The organism is Actinocorallia aurantiaca (assembly GCF_039533685.1).
Classification (GTDB): Bacteria; Actinomycetota; Actinomycetes; order Streptosporangiales; family Streptosporangiaceae; genus Actinocorallia; species Actinocorallia aurantiaca.
Genome location: NZ_BAAATZ010000029.1, coordinates 55,195 through 72,240, shown reverse-complemented (window position 1 = coordinate 72,240; position 17,046 = coordinate 55,195). Strand labels below are relative to the sequence as shown.

The 17,046-nt window shown below is 71.4% G+C and carries 16 protein-coding genes; 9 read left to right on the top strand and 7 right to left on the bottom strand.

The window, feature by feature from the left end; translation table 11 throughout:
• Window positions 1-153: 153 nt before the first annotated feature.
• Both ABD327_RS28225 and ABD327_RS28220 read left to right on the top strand, forming a co-directional pair.
• A complete protein-coding gene (locus ABD327_RS28225) occupies window positions 154-930 on the top strand; it encodes an SDR family NAD(P)-dependent oxidoreductase (RefSeq protein ID WP_344454626.1) in 777 nt (258 codons plus the stop codon).
• Between the two features lie 180 nt (window positions 931-1,110).
• Window positions 1,111-1,632: a hypothetical protein gene (locus ABD327_RS28220; protein WP_344454624.1), complete on the top strand. Its 522-nt coding sequence runs from the start codon at window positions 1,111-1,113 to the stop codon at window positions 1,630-1,632.
• Window positions 1,633-1,678: 46 nt separating this feature from the next.
• On the opposite strand, the gene ABD327_RS28215 is transcribed toward ABD327_RS28220, so the two are convergent.
• The 5 genes from ABD327_RS28215 to ABD327_RS28195 all read right to left on the bottom strand — a co-directional run bounded on the left by ABD327_RS28215 (window position 1,679) and on the right by ABD327_RS28195 (window position 7,744).
• The gene (locus tag ABD327_RS28215) at window positions 1,679-2,755 is read right to left on the bottom strand and encodes a Zn-dependent alcohol dehydrogenase (protein WP_344454622.1); all 1,077 of its coding nucleotides are present in this window, start codon (window positions 2,753-2,755) and stop codon (window positions 1,679-1,681) included.
• Between the two features lie 7 nt (window positions 2,756-2,762).
• Window positions 2,763-3,959 (bottom strand): amidohydrolase family protein, encoded by a 1,197-nt coding sequence (locus ABD327_RS28210; protein WP_344454620.1) that lies wholly within the window; start codon window positions 3,957-3,959, stop codon window positions 2,763-2,765.
• 89 nt (window positions 3,960-4,048) lie between these two features.
• Window positions 4,049-4,471 carry a nuclear transport factor 2 family protein gene (locus ABD327_RS28205; RefSeq protein WP_344454618.1) on the bottom strand — a complete coding sequence of 141 codons (423 nt, stop codon included), beginning with the start codon at window positions 4,469-4,471 and terminating at the stop codon, window positions 4,049-4,051.
• Window positions 4,468-6,783: a CaiB/BaiF CoA-transferase family protein gene (locus ABD327_RS28200; protein WP_344454616.1), complete on the bottom strand. Its 2,316-nt coding sequence runs from the start codon at window positions 6,781-6,783 to the stop codon at window positions 4,468-4,470. The genes ABD327_RS28205 and ABD327_RS28200 overlap by 4 nt, the downstream gene beginning before the upstream one ends.
• A gap of 4 nt (window positions 6,784-6,787) precedes the next feature.
• The gene (locus tag ABD327_RS28195) at window positions 6,788-7,744 is read right to left on the bottom strand and encodes an LLM class flavin-dependent oxidoreductase (RefSeq protein ID WP_344454613.1); all 957 of its coding nucleotides are present in this window, start codon (window positions 7,742-7,744) and stop codon (window positions 6,788-6,790) included.
• 125 nt (window positions 7,745-7,869) lie between these two features.
• Between ABD327_RS28195 and ABD327_RS28190 the strand changes: the two genes are divergently transcribed.
• The 6 genes from ABD327_RS28190 to ABD327_RS28165 all read left to right on the top strand — a co-directional run bounded on the left by ABD327_RS28190 (window position 7,870) and on the right by ABD327_RS28165 (window position 12,913).
• Entirely contained in the window at window positions 7,870-8,280 is a 411-nt protein-coding gene (locus ABD327_RS28190) for a Zn-ribbon domain-containing OB-fold protein (RefSeq protein ID WP_344454611.1), read from the top strand.
• A 12-nt stretch (window positions 8,281-8,292) separates the two neighbouring features.
• The gene (locus ABD327_RS28185; protein ID WP_344454609.1) at window positions 8,293-9,474 is read left to right on the top strand and encodes a thiolase C-terminal domain-containing protein; all 1,182 of its coding nucleotides are present in this window, start codon (window positions 8,293-8,295) and stop codon (window positions 9,472-9,474) included.
• Between the two features lie 33 nt (window positions 9,475-9,507).
• Window positions 9,508-10,350, top strand: coding sequence for an SDR family NAD(P)-dependent oxidoreductase (locus ABD327_RS28180; RefSeq protein WP_344454607.1), 843 nt, complete (start codon window positions 9,508-9,510; stop codon window positions 10,348-10,350).
• A gap of 79 nt (window positions 10,351-10,429) precedes the next feature.
• Window positions 10,430-11,635, top strand: a complete 1,206-nt coding sequence (locus tag ABD327_RS28175; RefSeq protein ID WP_344454605.1) for an amidohydrolase family protein — start codon at window positions 10,430-10,432, stop codon at window positions 11,633-11,635.
• A 181-nt stretch (window positions 11,636-11,816) separates the two neighbouring features.
• Window positions 11,817-12,341, top strand: a complete 525-nt coding sequence (locus ABD327_RS28170) for a hypothetical protein (RefSeq protein ID WP_344454603.1) — start codon at window positions 11,817-11,819, stop codon at window positions 12,339-12,341.
• Window positions 12,317-12,913, top strand: coding sequence for a hypothetical protein (locus ABD327_RS28165; protein WP_344454601.1), 597 nt, complete (start codon window positions 12,317-12,319; stop codon window positions 12,911-12,913). The genes ABD327_RS28170 and ABD327_RS28165 overlap by 25 nt, the downstream gene beginning before the upstream one ends.
• 235 nt (window positions 12,914-13,148) lie before the next feature.
• Here the strand turns inward: ABD327_RS28165 and ABD327_RS28160 are convergent, their stop codons facing one another.
• Window positions 13,149-14,339: a cytochrome P450 gene (locus ABD327_RS28160; RefSeq protein ID WP_344454599.1), complete on the bottom strand. Its 1,191-nt coding sequence runs from the start codon at window positions 14,337-14,339 to the stop codon at window positions 13,149-13,151.
• Between the two features lie 40 nt (window positions 14,340-14,379).
• Window positions 14,380-16,020, bottom strand: coding sequence for an N-acyl-D-amino-acid deacylase family protein (locus ABD327_RS28155; protein ID WP_344454597.1), 1,641 nt, complete (start codon window positions 16,018-16,020; stop codon window positions 14,380-14,382).
• A gap of 100 nt (window positions 16,021-16,120) precedes the next feature.
• On the opposite strand from ABD327_RS28155, the gene ABD327_RS28150 reads away from it, so the two are divergent.
• Window positions 16,121-17,046 (top strand): aldehyde dehydrogenase family protein (locus ABD327_RS28150; RefSeq protein WP_344454595.1); only part of this gene is annotated, 926 nt, incomplete at its 3' end.

Below are 17,046 nucleotides of genomic sequence, written 5' to 3'. Positions count from 1 at the left end.
CTTTCCTTATAAGTATTAACATCCTTATTGAGAACGCGTAGGGTTGCCCTGCGGCGGTCCCGAGCACCGTCGCGCGCTCCAGGGCACGCGCCCATGCGGACGGGCCGCCGAGGCTTCGCACGCGACGCGTCCCGCGACCGAAGGGAGACGCCCGTGCCTACGGACCACGGTGACATCACGCGGATGTTCGAGCTCAAGGGACGGGTGGCGATCGTGACGGGCGCCTCGTCGGGGCTCGGGGCCTCGGTGGCGCGGACGCTCGCCTCGGCCGGGGCGCGGGTCGCCGTGGTGGCCCGCCGCCGCGACCGGCTGGAGGGACTCGCCGGGGAGATCGACGGCATGGCCGTCGCCTGCGACCTGTCCGAGCTGGACGGGGTCGGCTCCGTCGTGCCGGCCGTCGCCGCGGAACTCGGGCCGCCGGAGATCCTCGTCAACGCCGCGGGGAGCATGTTCACGACCGAGCGCGCCGAGTCCGAGCCGCTCGACGCCGTCCGGCAGACCATGAGCCTCAACCTGATGGCGCCGCTCCTGCTCGCGCAGGCCGTCTTCCCCCACATGCGCGCCGCCGGCCGGGGCTCGATCGTCAACATCTCGTCCATCAGCGGCCGGGTCGGCATCCCCGGCATCCCGCAGGCGTCCTACGCGGCGAGCAAGGCCGGCCTGTCCGGTCTGGCGGCCGAGCTCGCGGTGCAGTGGGCGCGGCACTCCATCCGGGTGAACACGGTGGCTCCCGGCTTCTTCCGCAGCGAGATCACCGGCGTGCTCTACGAGAGCGAGCGCGCCGCCGAGTACCTGCGCCGCAACACCCCCCTGCCGATGGAGGGCTCCGCCGAGGACATCGTCGGCGCCGTCCTCTGGCTGGCCTCCGACGCCGGACGCTACGTCACAGGGCAGACCATCGTCGTCGACGGCGGCTGGACCGCCCGCTGACCAGGGCCGCCGCGCCGACGAACCGATACCTGTCACCCATCGAACATCAATGGCCGTCAGCACCACGCCATGCGGCCCCGCGACCTGCGACCCCGAGCCCGCGCCCCGTCGAACCGCTCTTCCCATGATCTAATAAACCGCATTTACGGGGCTGAAGCCCCGGTCCAAGGCGAAGCAGGCGTGAACATGCGGATCAGCGGAGTGCAGGCGGAACCCGGCGGAGACGTCACGATCACCTTCGTGCCCCACGGCTACGAGGTGCAGGGAATCCACATGGAAACCCGAATGGAGAACTGGTACGAACGGGTCTTCCGTTCCCGCTACGTCTTCTCGGCGCTCATCGGCTCGGCCGTGTTCGGCTTCCTGGCCATCCTCGCCGGCGATCAGGGAGCCTCCAGCACCGCCCAGACCCTGATCTTCGCCCCCGGCATCGTCGGCATCGCTTACGCCCTGCTCTGGCTCGTCGCCTCCAGGATCGTCGTCCTGACCAGCGCCGCCCAGACCCTCCGACAGGCCGACTACAAGCACCACCCGGCGCACACCATCCATCAGGCGTGGGTCCACCAGTCCCCCGGCGCCCTCGCCATCACCGTCCGGCACGCCGACGGCACCCAGGTCCGCTACACCGCCACCGGCCCCGCCGCCCCTGCTCTGGGCCAGGGCTTCCACCATCTCCTGGGCCCCCGCCTGATCGCCTACTGACCCCGAGCGACCGGACCGGCGTTCTCCCGGCTCAGACCCGGCGGACTCAGACGATGACGGTGCGGACGCCCTCGGCGCGGGCCACGAGTTCGATGCCGTGGGCGATCTCGTCGAGCTTGATCCGCTGGGAGACCATCGAGCCGAGGTCCAGCCTGCCCGACTCGGCGAGGCGGATGAACTTCGGGAAGTCGCGCAGGATCTGGGCGCCGCCGAGGACCGAGCCGGCCAGGCGCTTGCCCGAGAACACAGCCTGGACGGCGGGGAGCGTCAGGGTGGAGCCGACCGGCGGCATGCCGACCAGGGTCACCGTGCCGTGGCCGCGCGCCATGTCGAAGGCCTGGACCATGAGCTCGGGGCGGCCGACCGCCTCGAAGGCGTAGTCCGCTCCCCTTCCGCCGGTCAGCTCCCTGACCTGCGCGACCGGGTCGCCCGCCGCAGGGTCGACGGCGTGGGTGGCACCGGCGCGGACGCTCGCCTCCCGCCGTCCGGGCACCGGGTCGACGGCGATGATGACCGCGGCCCCGGCGATGCGGGCGCCCTGGACCACCGACTGGCCGACGCCGCCGCAGCCGATCACCGCGACGCTGGAGCCGGGGGTGACGGCGGCCGTGTTGAGGACGGCGCCGAGGCCGGTGGTGACGCCGCAGCCGAGCAGGGCGAGCTCCTCGTCGGCCAGGTCGGTCCGCACGGGGACGACCGACGCCTCGTGGACGACCATGGCCTCCGCGAACGTCCCGCAGCCGCAGACGGCGGCGACCCGCCTTCCGTCCGGGAGCTCGAAGCGCTGAGCCGCCTTCACCAGCGGGTTCAGCTCGCACTGGTTGGACATCCCGTTGACGCACTGCCAGCAGATCCCGCACGCGGGCGCCACCGACGCCAGGACGCGGTCCCCCGGCCTGACGCGGCGCGCCTCCGCGCCGACCTCCTCGACGGTCCCGCACCCCTCGTGGCCGAGCGCGATCGGGAGCGGGAGCGCCGACAGCCCTTCGAGCACGTTGAGGTCGGTGTGGCAGATGCCGCTCGCGGCGATCCGCACCAGGACATCACGGGGCCCGACGGCCGGCACGGGGAGGTCCTCCACGACCGGCGCCGCGCCCGCCTCGTAGGCGATGGCCACTTTCACGGCCGCGTCAGCCCATCACCGGGGTGTGGTCGCGCAGGCCGAGCAGCCCGGCGGTGTTGCCGCGCAGCACCTTGCGGGTGACCTCCGCGTCGCATCCGGCGAGCCTGGGGATGTAGTCGCGGGGTTCCCTGAGCCCTTCGGGGTGCGGGTAGTCCGAGCCGAACAGGACGTGGTCGGCCCCGATGGCCCCGATGAGCTCGTTCACGTCGTCCTCCGGGAACGGGCAGACCCACAGGTGCTCGGCCAGCGCCAGGCTGGGGCGGTCCGGGAGCCTTCCGCCGATCATGGGGCCGCGGCGGCCCAGCGCCGCCGCCTTGTCGACCGTCTTCATCAGGGACTTCAGCCAGCTCGACCCGTTCTCGATCGAGAGGATCCTCACCTGGGGGTGGCGGCCGAAGAGGTTGTGCAGCGTCAGCGCGGTGAGCGTGTCGACGAGCGGCCGCTCGGTGTTGCACAGCGCCCACTGCAGCGGGGACTGTCGGTGCGAGGGGTTGGCGGGGTCCTCGGACCACCGGTTGCCGTAGAAGTGCTGGTATCCGCTGTTGGAGACGTGGAACACCACCGGGATCCCGGCTTCGGCCACGGTCGCCCAGAACGGGTCGAAGACCGGATCGGCGGGCGACCTCCCCCCGGTCGGCCCGGGGCACAGGTGGACGAGCCGGGCGCCCGCGTCCATCACCCGGCGCAGCTCGGTCATGGCATGGCCGAGGTCCAGGAGCGAGAGCATCGGCACGGCGAAGATCCGGCCGTCGTCCCCGTAGCCCCAGTCCTCCTCCAGCCAGCGGTTGAACGCGCGAAGGCTCGCGTACGTCAGCTCGACGTCGTCCCGCATGTCGTTCTCGACGGCGACGCCCATGGTGGGGAGCATGATGGTCGCCTCGAGCCCCTGCTCGTCCATCAGGGCGAGCCGGGCGGTCCGCTCGATGAACTCCGGGTAGTCCCTGGCGTTGATGACCTCGCGGTGCGTGAACCCGTCGGAGACGCCGCCCGCGAACAGTCCTTCCAGGGCTCCGGGCGCCGAGGCGTAGTCGCCCGGCATCACGCTCATGAACGTGCGCCCCTCGCGGAGGAAGACCCGGCCGAGGCCGTCCGCGCCCCGCCTGACGCGCACCGTCTCGTCCTTGAAGCGCGACTCGATGTGCCGGGTGAAGCAGTCGTCGGGCTCGTAGTAGTGCCCGTCGGCATCGATCAGCTGGTACTCCATCGCCGCGCACCCTCCGGACGGTCGGTCGCCAAGATCCAATTAAGTAAGTGAGTAACCATTTACTATGTTCCCCCCGCCCTTTCGGCCTGTCAAGGAATCACTCCGTCCGTGGTGGCCAGCAGCGCGTGCGTGTCCTGCTGGAAGACCCTGATCTCCCTGATGAGGCCGTCGGCGACCGTGAACAGCTCGACGACGTCGACCGTCGCGGAGCGGCCCGTCGCCTTGGCCGTCCAGGTCTGGGTGGTGATCTGCACGGCCCGCTCTCCACCGCAGCCGAGGATGTGCGGTTCGCCGATCACGCGATCCCAGTACCGGGCGAAGACCGCGCCCATCCCGACCATGCCGTCGCGGCCGTGATGCCAGCCGCCGTGCGGGAACGACGCGGGCTGCTGGATGCGGAACTCCGGATGAAGGAGCGCGAACGCCCCGTCGAAGTCACCCGCCGTGAAGCGGCGCCCCATCTCGCGTACGAGCCCGGCCGCGTCCGTCGCTCCGGTGTCCTCCGTGCTCATGCCCGCTCCTCGTCCAGTTGCCGGGCGACCTTCGCCGCCAGGAGCCCGTCCACTTCCTCCGGAGAGAGGCCCAGTTCGGTGAGGACCTCCGTGGTGTGCTCACCGACGCGCGGGATCATCAGCGGAGGGCCGTCGGCGGGCCCCTGCCCGTACCGCAGCAGCGGGCCGATCTGCTCGAAACGGCCCCAGTCGGCGGTCTCGTACGTCACGACCCGGCCCGTCCGGCGGTTCACCGGGTCGTCGAGGAGGGCACTGCGGAAACCGTCACGGTCCAGCGGCTCGATCGGCTCGACGAGCAGGTCCAGGCCGCGCAGCCGGTCCACCCACACGGACGCGGGCTCGGTCGCGAAGGCCGCCTCCAGGACGCCCTCCGCCTCACGGGCCGAGGCGTCGGCGGCTCCCCCGCGCAACGGCGCGTACGTCTCGGAGAGCGACGCGACCTCCGAGGCCAGCCGCCGCCACGCCTCGCCGTCCGGGACGACCAGCGCGAACCAGGCGCCGTCACCGCCCTCGTAGATGCGGTAGCCCGGCCCGTAGCCCGTCTGCCGCGCGTCGAGTCCGGGGCCGCGCACGAGCTCGCCGTCGCGTTCGAAGACGCCGCTGTGCGCCAGCATCCCCGCTCCGAGCAGGCTCGTCACCACACGACGGCCGCCGCCGTCCACCGCCCTCGCGTACAGTCCTGCGAGGATGCCCGCCGCGGCCACCCACCCGCCGGCCATGTCGATCGGGATCCACGTGGCGGCGATCGGTTCGTTGCCCTCGCCGCCGATGGCCCGTTCGAACCCGGTGACCGCCTGCATGAGTGCATCGTTGCCGGGGAAGCGCGCCCGGGGGCCGGTGTCGCCGAAGGCGCTGGCATGGCAGTACACCGCGCCCGGGTTCAGCCGGGCGACGGTCTCCGCCCCGATGCCCAGCCGCTCGGCGACCCCGACCCGGAAGTTGTGCACCACGACGTCGGCCCAGCCCAGCAGCCTCTCCACGGCGTCCCGCGCCTCCGGGGCGCCGATGTCCAGCGCCACGCTCCGCTTCCCCCGCTGGCACGCCGCGACGGCGTACGCGGCGGCCCGCATCGCCTCCCCCCCGGGCGGCTCCACCTTGACGACGTCCGCCCCCAGGTCGGCGAGGACCTCGGCGGCCAGCGGCCCCGCCACGAACGCCGAGAAGTCCGCGACCCGCAGCCCTGAGAGCAGCCCCCGCCCACCGCCGGGCGGCCGGTTCACGGCCGGGGCGTCCGCGAGCGGAGCATCCGAAATCAGGCCGGCCGCGAGCGGGCTCACCGAGATCGGCGCGCCGAAGACGACGTCGCGGTGGCCGCCTTCGGTCCGCGTGACGGCCAGCCCGACCTCGGCCGAGTGCGGGTCGGCGAGCGCCTCGCCGGGACCGAGCACCGGCTCGCAGGCCACCCCGGCCTCGCGCAACTCCCGGATCCAGACGTCCCGCGGCCGTTTCGCGAACAGCGACACCCACCGCTCGGCCCGTACTCCGAGCCGCCCGGTCATCTGGTCGGCGTAGTAGCCCTCCTCGCTCGGCTCGTCCCCGAGCACACCGATCAGCGAGGCGTACATGCCCTTGCCGCCGAACCACACCTGGATCAGCTCGCCGTCGGCGCACCGGTAGAGGAAGTTCGGGAACGTCGACCCCTTCTCCCAGTACCCCTCGATCTCGGGCGCCGCGCGCTCCGACCGGCCGATCATGCATCCGAGCGTGGCGAGCATCCCGTCGTACAGGGAGGTCTCGGCCCACCCGCCCTCCCCCGTGAGCGCCCTGCGCCGCAGCAGCCCCAGCACGGACACCGTCAGCAGGGACGCCGTCCCGATGCCGGGCGCCCGCACATCGGCGAAGATCGGCCCCGGCCGGTGCCCGGCGAGCTGGGTGCAGAACCCGGCGGCGGCCTCCACCAGCAGTCCGTGGTCCGCGACGGCACCTTTGGCCGTACGGCTGGGACGGCACCGGGCGTAGACCAGCGACGGGTTCGCCGCCGCCGGCTCCCGGTACCCCAGCCCGCGCCGCTCCACGAGCTCCTCCGGCCCGTAGACCAGCGCGACGTCCGCGTCACGGAGCAGCGCGAAGACCTCGTCCCGGTCATCGATGGCGACGACCCGCTTGTCCCGATGCCAGACCCGCCCCCACGGCACGTCCGCGTCGATGGGCGCGCTCTCGGTACCCGTCACCCGGGTCACCTCGGCGCCGAGCCCGGCGAGCAGCATCCCCGGCACTCCTCCGGCGAGCCCGAGGCCGAGTTCACTGGTGCCGACCACGACCTCGACCACGGACAGCCCCGCGCAGGGCCCTGCGGAGAGGGAACCGCTCATCGCGTCACCTCACCTCCGCCGGGAGGGACAGGCGCGGGAGCACTTCCTCGGCGGCGAGCCTGACGACTTCGAGGGTGTCGTCGTGGGCCGCCGGGGAGATGATGAGATGCCGAACTCCCGCGTCGATGTACGCCTGGAAGCGCTCGGCGACCTCTTCGGGGGTGCCGGCGGGTGCGATCCGGTCGAGCATGGCGGCGGGTTTGTCGCCGTAGGCGGAGCCGAGGAAGGTCGCGACGTCGTCGCGGGCGCGGTCGCCGTCGCGGCGGATCGAGCAGTAGAGGTACATCGCCCATTCGAAGCCCGCCAGGTCCCGGCCGATCGTGCGGGCCTCCTCCTGGACGGTCTGCACGGAGCGGGCGTAGGCGCCGGGGGACATCAGGTAGGGCATCCAGCCGTCGCCGAGGCGGGCGGCCCGGCGCATGGCGGGGGCCTTGCGGCCGGAGACGACGAGCGGCGGGCCGCCCTTCCGCCCCGCCGGGCCGGCGGCTCCCGGCGGCCTCACCGGGTGCAGCTCCACGTCCTCGAACGCGAAGAACCTGCCCCGGTGGGTGGCGGGGCCGCCGCTCCAGAGCTTGCGGAGGATCTCCATCGCCTCGTCGGTGCGGGGACCGCGCTCGCCGACCGGCACTCCGACGGCGTCGAACTCGTGGCGGAACTCCCCTCCCGCGCCCACGCCGACGGTGAGCCTGCCGCCCGAGCGGGAGTCGAGGTCGGCCAGCTGCTTGGCCACGACCACGGGCTGGTACAGGGGCAGCACCAGGACGGCGCTGCCCACGCGCACCCGCTCGGTCCAGGCCGACATCAGCGCGAGCCGGGTGACGGCCTCTCCGGTGGCGCCCGGCGGCAGGACGTGGCCGCCCTGCCAGACCGACTCGACCGGAAGCCGTTCGACCGCGGCCAGCCAGTCCCGTTCGGGTTCGGGGATCGCCGCCGCTCCCAGGGTGATGCGATCGCCTGGCACCGCGTCTCCTCCACGTCCCGGCGTCCGGTCTGTCCCGGACCGCACTGCCGCGAAGATAGCAAACGCTCACTTTTTTATGTAGTAGTAAGAGAATGACATTCTCCCCCATCGGAGGTCGAATGCCCATGGACGCGACGACCGGGATACCGCCCGCCGTCACCGAGGAGACCGAGCCGTTCTGGACCGCCGCGAAGGAGGGCCGCCTGCTCGTCGAGCACTGCCCGGCCTGCGGCGCCGAGTCCTTCCCTCCACGCGGGATCTGCCGCTCGTGCCGGGCCAGGCCGACCGGGTTCGCTGAGGTCACCGGACGCGGCGAGGTCTACAGCCTCACCGTCAACCATCAGCGCTGGCTTCCCGGCCTCGAAGTGCCGTACGCCGTCGTCCTCGTGGAGTTTCCCGGGCGGCCCGGCGTGCGGGTCGCGGGGCGGCTGCGGGGCTGTCCGCCCGAGGAGGTGTCCGTCGGCATGGCCGTCGAGGTCGGCTTCGAACCGGGCCCGGGCGGGTTCGCCATCCCCAGCTTCACGGCCGTGCGCTGAACGGAGGACTTCTTGGGCACCGACCTCTTCGAACGCCGGGCCGTGATCTCCGGCGTCGGCCAGTCCGAGATCGGCCGCCAGGTCGGCCGGTCCGGATTCCAGCTCACGCTCGACGCCGTCCTCGCCGCGGTCGAGGACGCGGGCCTGACCGTCGACGACATCGACGGCCTGGCCATGTTCCCCGGCGGCGGCGCGGCCAACCTGCCCGGCTACGCCAACGGCAACCTCTACGAGGTCCAGGACGCACTGCGGATCACCACCACCTGGCGGCAGGGGATCAACGAGGGCATGGCCCTGCCTTTCTACGGGCCGGCCCAGGCGGTGGCCACCGGGCAGGCCCGCCACGTCGTCATCTGGCGGACCGTGAAGGAGGGCAGCGCCGCCCGGGGAGCCGGAGGGCGTCCGGCGTACGGGTCGACCAAACCCGTCGCCGAAGGGCCACTGGCCTGGCTGCTGCCCGTCGGCATGTTGTCGCCCGTCTGCCAGGTGGCCCCCTACGCCACCCGCTACATGCACGAGTATGGCGTCACCCGCGAACAGCTGGCGTGGATCCCGGTGACACAGCGGGCGCACGCCGCCCTCAACCCGGACGCGGTCTACCGGTCACCGCTGACCGTCGAGGACTACCTGGACTCGCGGATGATCTCGACGCCGATGTGCCTGTACGACTGCGACGTCCCGGCCGACGGGGCCACAGCGATCGTCGTCTCCGCCGCCGAGACCGCGCCCGACCTGCGGGCGCCCGTCGGTATCGAGGCGATGGCCGGGGTCGTCGAAGGTCGTCCATCCTGGGAGCAGTGGGAGGACATGGGACGTGTCGGGCACGGCGCCGCACGGGCGATGTGGGCGCGGACGGATCTGCGTCCCGCCGACGTCGACACCGCCCAGCTCTACGACGGTTTCACCATCGAGGCCGTCTGGTGGCTGGAGGCCATGGGCTTCTGCGGGACCGGGGAGGCCGGGGCGTTCGTGGAGGGCGGCAAGCGCATCGCCCTCGGCGGCGAACTTCCGCTGAACACCTGGGGCGGCCAGCTGTCCGGCGGCCGGCTGCACGCCGCTTTCGGCCATACCGCGGAGGCGGTGCGGCAGCTGCGCGGCGAGGCGGGCGCCCGTCAGGTCGAGGGCGCCGAGGTCGCCGCGGTGACCAACGTCGGGGGCATCGAGGCGGGCGCGGCGCTGCTGACCCGCTGGTAGCACGACCATTCGCACGACGGAGAAGGAGATCCCATGGTGGAGCGCAGGGGCCGGGTCGAAGGCAGGGCCGCGATCGTCACGGGAGCGGGCTCGACGCCCGGTCCCGGCATCGGCACGGGGAAAGCGACCGCGATCGTGCTGGCGCGGGAGGGCGCGAGTGTCCTGCTCGTCGACCTGCACGCCGAGCGGGCCGAGGAGACACGCAAGCTGATCGAGGAGGAGGGCGGCCGCGCCGAGGTCTTCTCCGGCGACGTCTCTCTGGCGGCCGACTGCGAGGAGATGGTCGCCGCGGCCGTCGAGGCGTTCGGGACGGTCGACATCCTGGTCAACAACATCGGCCGCGCCGCCCTCGGGACGGTCGTCGACACCACGGAGGAGGACTGGGACAGGGCCTTCGACATCAACCTGCGCACCGCGTTCCTGGCGTCGAAGTACGCGGTCCCCGTGATGGCCGCCCAGGGCGGCGGCTCGATCGTGAACATCTCGTCCATCTCGGCCCTGCGCGGCGACGGCACGGTCGCCTATTCGGCGGCCAAGGGCGGGCTGATCGCGATGACCGTCGACATGGCGTACGCGCACGGCCGTCAGGGCATCCGGGTCAACGCCGTCGCGCCCGGGCACATCACCACGCCGATGGTCATGTCGGTCTCCGCGCCGGGGCCGCGCGCGGAGTTCATGAACACGATGCGCAGCGAGGCGGGCCTGCTGGGGACACCCGGCGACGGCTGGGACGTCGGCTGGGCGGCGGCGTTCCTGGTGAGCGACGAGGCCCGGTGGATCACGGGCGCCGTCCTGCCGGTGGACTCCGGCGTGCTCAGCGTGACCCCGCTGATGATGGCCCCGCGTCTGCGCGGCGTCCCCGAACCGGAGTCCTGAACCGTTGCGCGCCCGGGACCCCGAGCCTAATGTAAGTGAGTACACACTCTCTTACTCGACGCAGAAGGAGCCCACGCGCATGGCCGACCAGGAAACGCCCGAGACCGCGCTGTGCGAGCGTTACGCGGTCGCCGACGTCGACTCCCACATCATCGAGCCCGCCGACCTGTGGACCTCCCGCATCCCGACGGCGAAATGGGGCGACCTCGTGCCGCACGTCAGGTTCCACGAGCGGCGGCAGGAGGACGTCTGGTACATCGGCGACCGCAAGCTGTACGGCGTGGGCGCCTTCGCCCAGGCGGGCTGGGCGGAGTTCCCCCCGTCGCACCCCAAGCGCCTGTCGGAGGCGCTGCCCGCCGCGATCGACCCCAAGGAGCGCCTGGCCTACAACGACCAGGTGGGCGTCTACTACCAGGTGATGTATCCGAACATCGTCGGCTTCCACAGCCACCGGTTCCTCAACCAGATGCCGCGCGAGCTGGCGACCCTGTGCGTCAAGGCCTACAACGACTGGGTCACCGAGTTCTGCTCGGCCGACCCCAAGCGCCTCATCCCCATGATGATGCTCCCGTTCTGGGACATCGACGAGTCCGTCGCGGAGATGAAGCGCGCACACGCGATGGGCCACAAGGGCGTCCTATTCGCCGCCCGCTACGACAAGGTCGGCCTCCCCCGCCTCATCGACGACTACTGGGAGCCGCTGCTGGGCCTGGCCCAGGAGATGGGCCTCAGCATGAACTTCCACGTCGGCTTCCTCGCCACCGACGAGGACCTCAAGGGCGCCGTCGACCAGTCCAAGAAGATGGACTTCACCCGCGAGAGCTCCCTCGTCCTGCTAGGCAACGCCCAGAACATCGCCGAGGTCGTGCTGAGCGGCGTCTGCCACCGCTACCCCGACCTGAAGTTCGTCTCGGTGGAGAACGGCGCCGGCTGGCTCCCGTTCTTCAGCGAGACCATGGACTGGCAGTGGCTGAACGTCGGAGCCCACAAGGACTACCCCGACCGCCTCCTCCCCAGCGAGTACATGAAGCGCCAGATCTACGGCATGTTCTGGTTCGAACGCCAGTCCGTCCGCTCGGTCATCGACCAGCTCGGCGACAACCTCATGTTCGAGACCGACTTCCCCCACGCCACCAGCCTCTCCCCCGGCCCCGCCTCGGAGTCCCCCAGCCCCCGCGACGTCATGGAACTCGCCCTCGGCGGCCTCCCCGAGGAGACCATCGGCAAGGTCCTCCAGCACACCGCGACCGCGCTCTACAACCTGGAGCCCCCGGTCCGAGGCTGACAGAGCAGCGTTCCCCTACCGAACGGGCCGCCTCGACCCTGCTCGCGGCGGCCCACGGGAGTGCGGCCCAGCGCGGGTCCGTCGGAACCCACCAAAAACGGGCGGGCTTTCTCCCGGATGGACAAGCTCGGATGAATTACCGACGTGCCGCCCTTCGGGAAACTTTTCCCCGAGGAGCGCGATGAACCTTCTCCGCTCGGCCGCCGCCGGGGCGGCCGCCCTGGTGTCCGTCCTGACCCTGGCCTCACCCGCTCACGCCGATCTCACCTGGGACCGGGCGACCGCCAACTTCACCTGGCCGCGCGGCGCCCTGCTGGACGTCGAGGCCACCGGGCCGAACGACGTCTGGATCGTCGGGACCCAGGGCGAGTTCTGCTACTTCGAGACCGCCACCCACACCCCCGACACGGGCCCGCCGTACGAGGTCCGCCACCGCATCTGCCCGGTCCCGCCCAAGCCGGTCACCCAACGCTGGGACGGCACCCGCTGGACCAGCTACGACCCGTGGAACTTCTTCGGCGGCATGGGCAGCGTCCACAAGATCCACGCCAAGGGTCCCGGCAACGTCTACCTCCAGGGAACCGGCGTCGACGGCACTCCGGTCTTCGCGCACTGGAACGGCACCGCCCTCACCAGGCTCCCGGCATTCCCAGACAGGTGCCGTTTCGGCACCACGAAGTCGTGCACGGCACCTTCTGGGTGCTGAACGGCCAGTCTGCCAACTGCGCGTGGAATGGCACGTCCTGGACCGTGGTCCCGGACCTCTGGCGGACGGCGTTCCTCCCCGAGGGCGTCTTCGGCCTCCACCGCAGGGACGACCCAAACGGATCCGGCATGCACGACACCCAGGGCTACGTCGCGAAGTTCATGGACAACGCCTGGGAGGAGATCTTCGCCATCGACGTGAAGGAGATCGACCCGGCCGCGACCGACATGTTCCTCGAACTCAGGGTCGACACCGAGAACGACATCTGGGTCCAGATCAACGTCATCAAGGGTTCCGGCATGCCCGGGTCCCGGCACTTCGGCCACTGGGACGGCACGACCTTCACCTACGATCCGGCGCAGGCCCCACCGGAGAACTGCTGCCACACCCCGGTCCCCTACGACCCCGAGCCGACCGAACCGCCCGAAGAGCTGCGGCCGACCCCGCCCGCCGGCTACTACCTCACCGCGTTCACCCAGATCCCCGGCACCGGGCAGTACTGGGCGGTGGGAGCCGGCCAGGAGGACGTGCCCAACGCCAAGACCGACCTCCTCATCCTGAAGTCACGCTGAACGGGAAGCGGACGGGCTCACGGCGCGTGAACCCCGTCCCGACCGAGTCCTGACCCACCTACCGCGTGACTGCAAGCGTCGCGGCATGCGTCTCCACCGAAGCTCTCGACTACCTGACATGTCCGTCCTTGGAGAACGAATCGCAGGAACATCAGGCGATTCCGTGGACGAGACGAGGACGGATCGCGAAGAGGGCGGGCCTCCTACGCGAAGGCCCGCCCCTCCTGCCCGGGGTTCAGGAGACGCGGGCGGGCAGCGACTCCCAGCCGCGGACGGTCGAGGTCGGGGCCAGTTTGGCGGCGCTGACGTCGACCTCCCATTCGGGGAAGCGCTTCAGGATCTCCTCCAGGGCGATGCGGCCCTCCAGGCGGGCCAGGGCGGCGCCGAGGCAGAAGTGGGCGCCCTTGCCGAAGGTGAGCGACTGGGTGGGCTTGCGGTGGATGTCGAAGGTGTCGCCGTCGGGGAAGCGGCGGTCGTCGCGGTTGGCGGAGGCGACCAGGAAGAGCATCGAGCTGCCCTCGGGCACTGTGCGGCCGTGCAGTTCCACGTCACGCGTCACGTATCGGGCCATGTGGTGGGCGGGTGGTTCGAAGCGCAGCAGTTCCTCGATCGCGGCGGGGATGAGGGAGGGGTTCTCCGCCAGTTCGCGGCGCTGGTCGTGGTGGTCGCCCAGGACCTTTCCCGCCCAGCCGATCAGGCGGTTGGTGGTCTCGTTGCCCGCTCCGGCGACCACGGTCACGTAGGTGAGGATCTCCTCGCGGGTCAGCTTCCGGCGGGTGCCGGTCTCGTCCTCGAACTCGGCCTGGAGCAGGTCGGTCATGATGTCGTCGGACGGGTTCTCGGCGCGCCAGTCGATGTAGGCGCCGAACGCCTCCCCGGCGAGGAACTCCATATTCAGCTCCATGGGGCGGCCGTCCTCGGTGCGGAGGCTGTCGTCGACCCGGTCGCGGATCGCCTCCTGGTCGGCCTCCGGGATGCCCAGCAGCATGCCGATCGTGCGCATCGGCACCTGCGCGCCGAGGTCGGCGACGAAGTCGAACCGCCCGGGATCGGGCAGCGTGTCGAGGCTGCGGGCGCAGAAGTCCCTGATCTTCGGTTCGAGGGCGAGCACCTTGCGCGGGGTGAAGATCCCCGAGAGCAGCTTGCGGTGGACGGTGTGCAGCGGCGGGTCCTCGAAGATGACAACACCGGGCGGGTACTCGAGGTTCGCCTTGATCAGCTCGAGGATCGCGCCCCGGCCCGAGATGAAGGTCCGGTGGTCGCCCAGGCCCGCCTCGACGTCGTCGAAACGGCTGACCGCGTAGAAGTCGTACTGCTCGTTGTAGTAGAGCGGCGACTCCTCCCGCAGCCGCCGGAACACCGGGTAGGGGTCGGCGTCTATCTCGACGTCGTACGGGTCGTAGTAGGCCTCGGTGCTGTCCGCCATCAGGGGCTCCTCTTCAGAACGGGGGTGACTGCCGTGGGCCTCAGCTGCGGATGAGGCGTCCGGGCGCGGCGCCGGCGATCTCCTCGCCGCCGGCGCGGGTGGCGGTGCCGTTGACCCACATGTGCTCGACTCCGGTGCTGCGCACGACGAGGCGGTCGGCGCCGCCGGGCTGGTCGTGGACGCGTTCGACGGGGGTGGTGCCGACCGTCCACGGGTCGAAGGCGACGAGGTCGGCGTGGAAGCCCTCCTTCACCAGGCCGCGTTCCTTGATGCGGAACGCCTGGTGGGGGTGGCCGGTCAGCCGCCAGACGGCCTCCTCCAACGTGATCGCCCCGCGTTCGCGCACCCAGTGCCCGAGCAGGTGGGTGGAGTAGCAGGCGTCGCACAGCTGGGTGGCGTGCGCGCCCGCGTCCGACAGGCCGAGCAGCGTGCGCCGGTCGGCGAGCAGTCCGCCGATCTCGCCGTCGCCGTCGTTGTCCAGGACGATCCGGAAGCGGGTGGCCATGCCGTCGCTGAGGGCCAGGTCGAGCATCAGGTCGAAGGGCGTGGTGCCTCGCTCCTCGGCCAGCCGGTCGAGGGGGATGCCGACGGCGTCGTGATGGACGTCAGTTTCCTCCACGGCGGTCTTCGGCCAGCGGTGGCTCCAGGCCTTGAGCGTCGTCTCGCGGGCGCGGTCCCGCCACTCCGCGTCCCGGTAGAGGCCGGCCCGCTCGGCGCGGGGCAGGGCCAGGGCCTCCTTCCACTCGTCGATCTCGGCGAGCGGGACGGGGTCGGCCATGCCGATCTGCATGACGATCGGGCGGCAGGCGATCTGCGGGTAGACCTCGCCGGGGAGCGCGCCGCCGCGCTCGACCGTGCGCAGCGCCGCGCCGGGCTTGTCCGCACGCGCCATCAGCGCCGTCCAGGTGACGGGGATGCCGTAACGGGTGGCGATCTCGGAGAACTGCTCGACGAACATCCCCGGCCCGATCGACACCTGTAGGACGCCCTTGCCGAGCTCGCCGAGCACCGACGCGATCGCGTACACCTCGTCGGTCTCGGCGAACCGGCTCGGCACCGGACGCCCGAAGGCCCCCTGGTGGGCGGGCTGCCGCGAGGTCGAGAACCCGATGGCCCCGGCCTCCAGCGCCTCGCGCACCACGCGCCGCATGGCGTCCACCTCGTCGGCGGTGGCGGGGCGCTCCTCTCCTCCGGTCACGAAGAGCCGCAGCGGGGTGTGCCCGATGAACGCGCCGACGTTGAGGCGTTTGCGCCGCCGGTCGACGGCGTCCAGGTATTCGGGGAAGTCCTCGAAGCACCAGTCGATGCCGGCGTCGAGGGCCTCCATCGACATGCCTTCGACGTTCTCCAGCGTGCGGACGACGATCTCGCGGTGCTCCGGACGGGTCGGGGCGACGCCGAAACCGCAGTTGCCCATGACGACGCTGGTCACGCCGTGCCAGCTGGAGGGGGTGAGGTCGGCGTCCCAGAGGATCTGCGCGTCGTAGTGCGTGTGGACGTCGATGAAGCCGGGCGCCAGGGTGAGCCCGTCCAGGTCGACGACCTCGGTGCCGAGCCCTGGGACGAGTTCTCCCGGATCGCGAACCGCGGTGATGCGGTCTCCTTCGACGGCGACGTCGGCGGGGCGGGCGGGAGCTCCCGTGCCGTCGACCAGTGAAGCCCCGCGCAGCAGCAGATCCATCAGCACTCCGATAGCAAGTGAATACTCACATACTTTCGTCTTAGAATAGCGGGCGTTCACTCACCAAGCTAGGCTCCGGATCCTGATCGCGGGAGGGCATGTGGACGACCGGCTCATGTACCGGCGGGAGTTCTTCATCGGAGGCTCCTGGGCCGCGCCCTCGGGCAGAGACCGCCTCGAGGTGGTCTCCCCCTCCACCGAGGAGGTCGTCGGCGAGGTCCCCGTCGCCCTCGAGGCCGACGTCGACCGCGCGGTCGACGCGGCGCGCACGGCGTTCGACGAGGGCCCCTGGCCCCGCATGACGCCGGACGAGCGCGCCGACGTCCTGGCACGGGCGGCGGTCGTCCTGCGCAAGCGCGAAGCCGAGATCGCCGGAATCACCGTCGACGAGATGGGCTGCGCCATCAGCCAGGCGCCCCGCGCCCAGACCGGGATGGTCGCGCCCCTCTTCGACTACTACGCCGGACTGATCCGCACCCACCCGTTCGAACGCGAGGTGGCCACGGGCGACCGCGCCGGACTGGTGACCGGCGAACCCGTCGGGGTGGTCGCGGTGATCGTCCCGTGGAACGCCCCGGTCACCCTCGCCGCGTGGAAGACCGCCCCGGCGCTGGCCGCAGGATGCAGCGTGGTCGTCAAGCCGCCGCCGGAGGCCCCCCTCAGCGGATACCTCCTGGCCGAGGCCCTCGCCGAGGCGGGCGTCCCGGACGGCGTGGTCAACCTGCTCCCGGGCGGCCGCGAGGCGGGCGAGCACCTGGTGCGCCACCCCGGCACCGACAAGATCGCCTTCACCGGCTCGACGGCGGCGGGCAAGCGGATCATGAGCCTCTGCGGCGAGCAGGTCAAACGGGTCTCGCTGGAACTCGGCGGAAAGTCCGCGGCCGTCGTCCTCGACGACGCCGACATCGCCGTGGTCGTCCCGGCCCTCGTGGCCGGAGCCATGCACCTGTCAGGCCAGGTCTGCGGCGCCCACACCAGAGTCCTGCTCCCCCGCTCCCGGTACGCCGAGGCCGTCGAGGCCGCCGC

Coding starts and splice junctions, on each gene's coding strand:
- ABD327_RS28210 (WP_344454620.1), bottom strand. CDS start 3,959: ATGGAGTACCAGCTGATCGATGCCGACGGGCACTACTACGAGCCCGAC.
- ABD327_RS28205 (WP_344454618.1), bottom strand. CDS start 4,471: ATGAGCACGGAGGACACCGGAGCGACGGACGCGGCCGGGCTCGTACGC.
- ABD327_RS28200 (WP_344454616.1), bottom strand. CDS start 6,783: ATGAGCGGTTCCCTCTCCGCAGGGCCCTGCGCGGGGCTGTCCGTGGTC.
- ABD327_RS28190 (WP_344454611.1), top strand. CDS start 7,870: ATGGACGCGACGACCGGGATACCGCCCGCCGTCACCGAGGAGACCGAG.
- ABD327_RS28180 (WP_344454607.1), top strand. CDS start 9,508: ATGGTGGAGCGCAGGGGCCGGGTCGAAGGCAGGGCCGCGATCGTCACG.
- ABD327_RS28175 (WP_344454605.1), top strand. CDS start 10,430: ATGGCCGACCAGGAAACGCCCGAGACCGCGCTGTGCGAGCGTTACGCG.
- ABD327_RS28170 (WP_344454603.1), top strand. CDS start 11,817: ATGAACCTTCTCCGCTCGGCCGCCGCCGGGGCGGCCGCCCTGGTGTCC.
- ABD327_RS28160 (WP_344454599.1), bottom strand. CDS start 14,339: ATGGCGGACAGCACCGAGGCCTACTACGACCCGTACGACGTCGAGATA.
- ABD327_RS28155 (WP_344454597.1), bottom strand. CDS start 16,020: ATGGATCTGCTGCTGCGCGGGGCTTCACTGGTCGACGGCACGGGAGCT.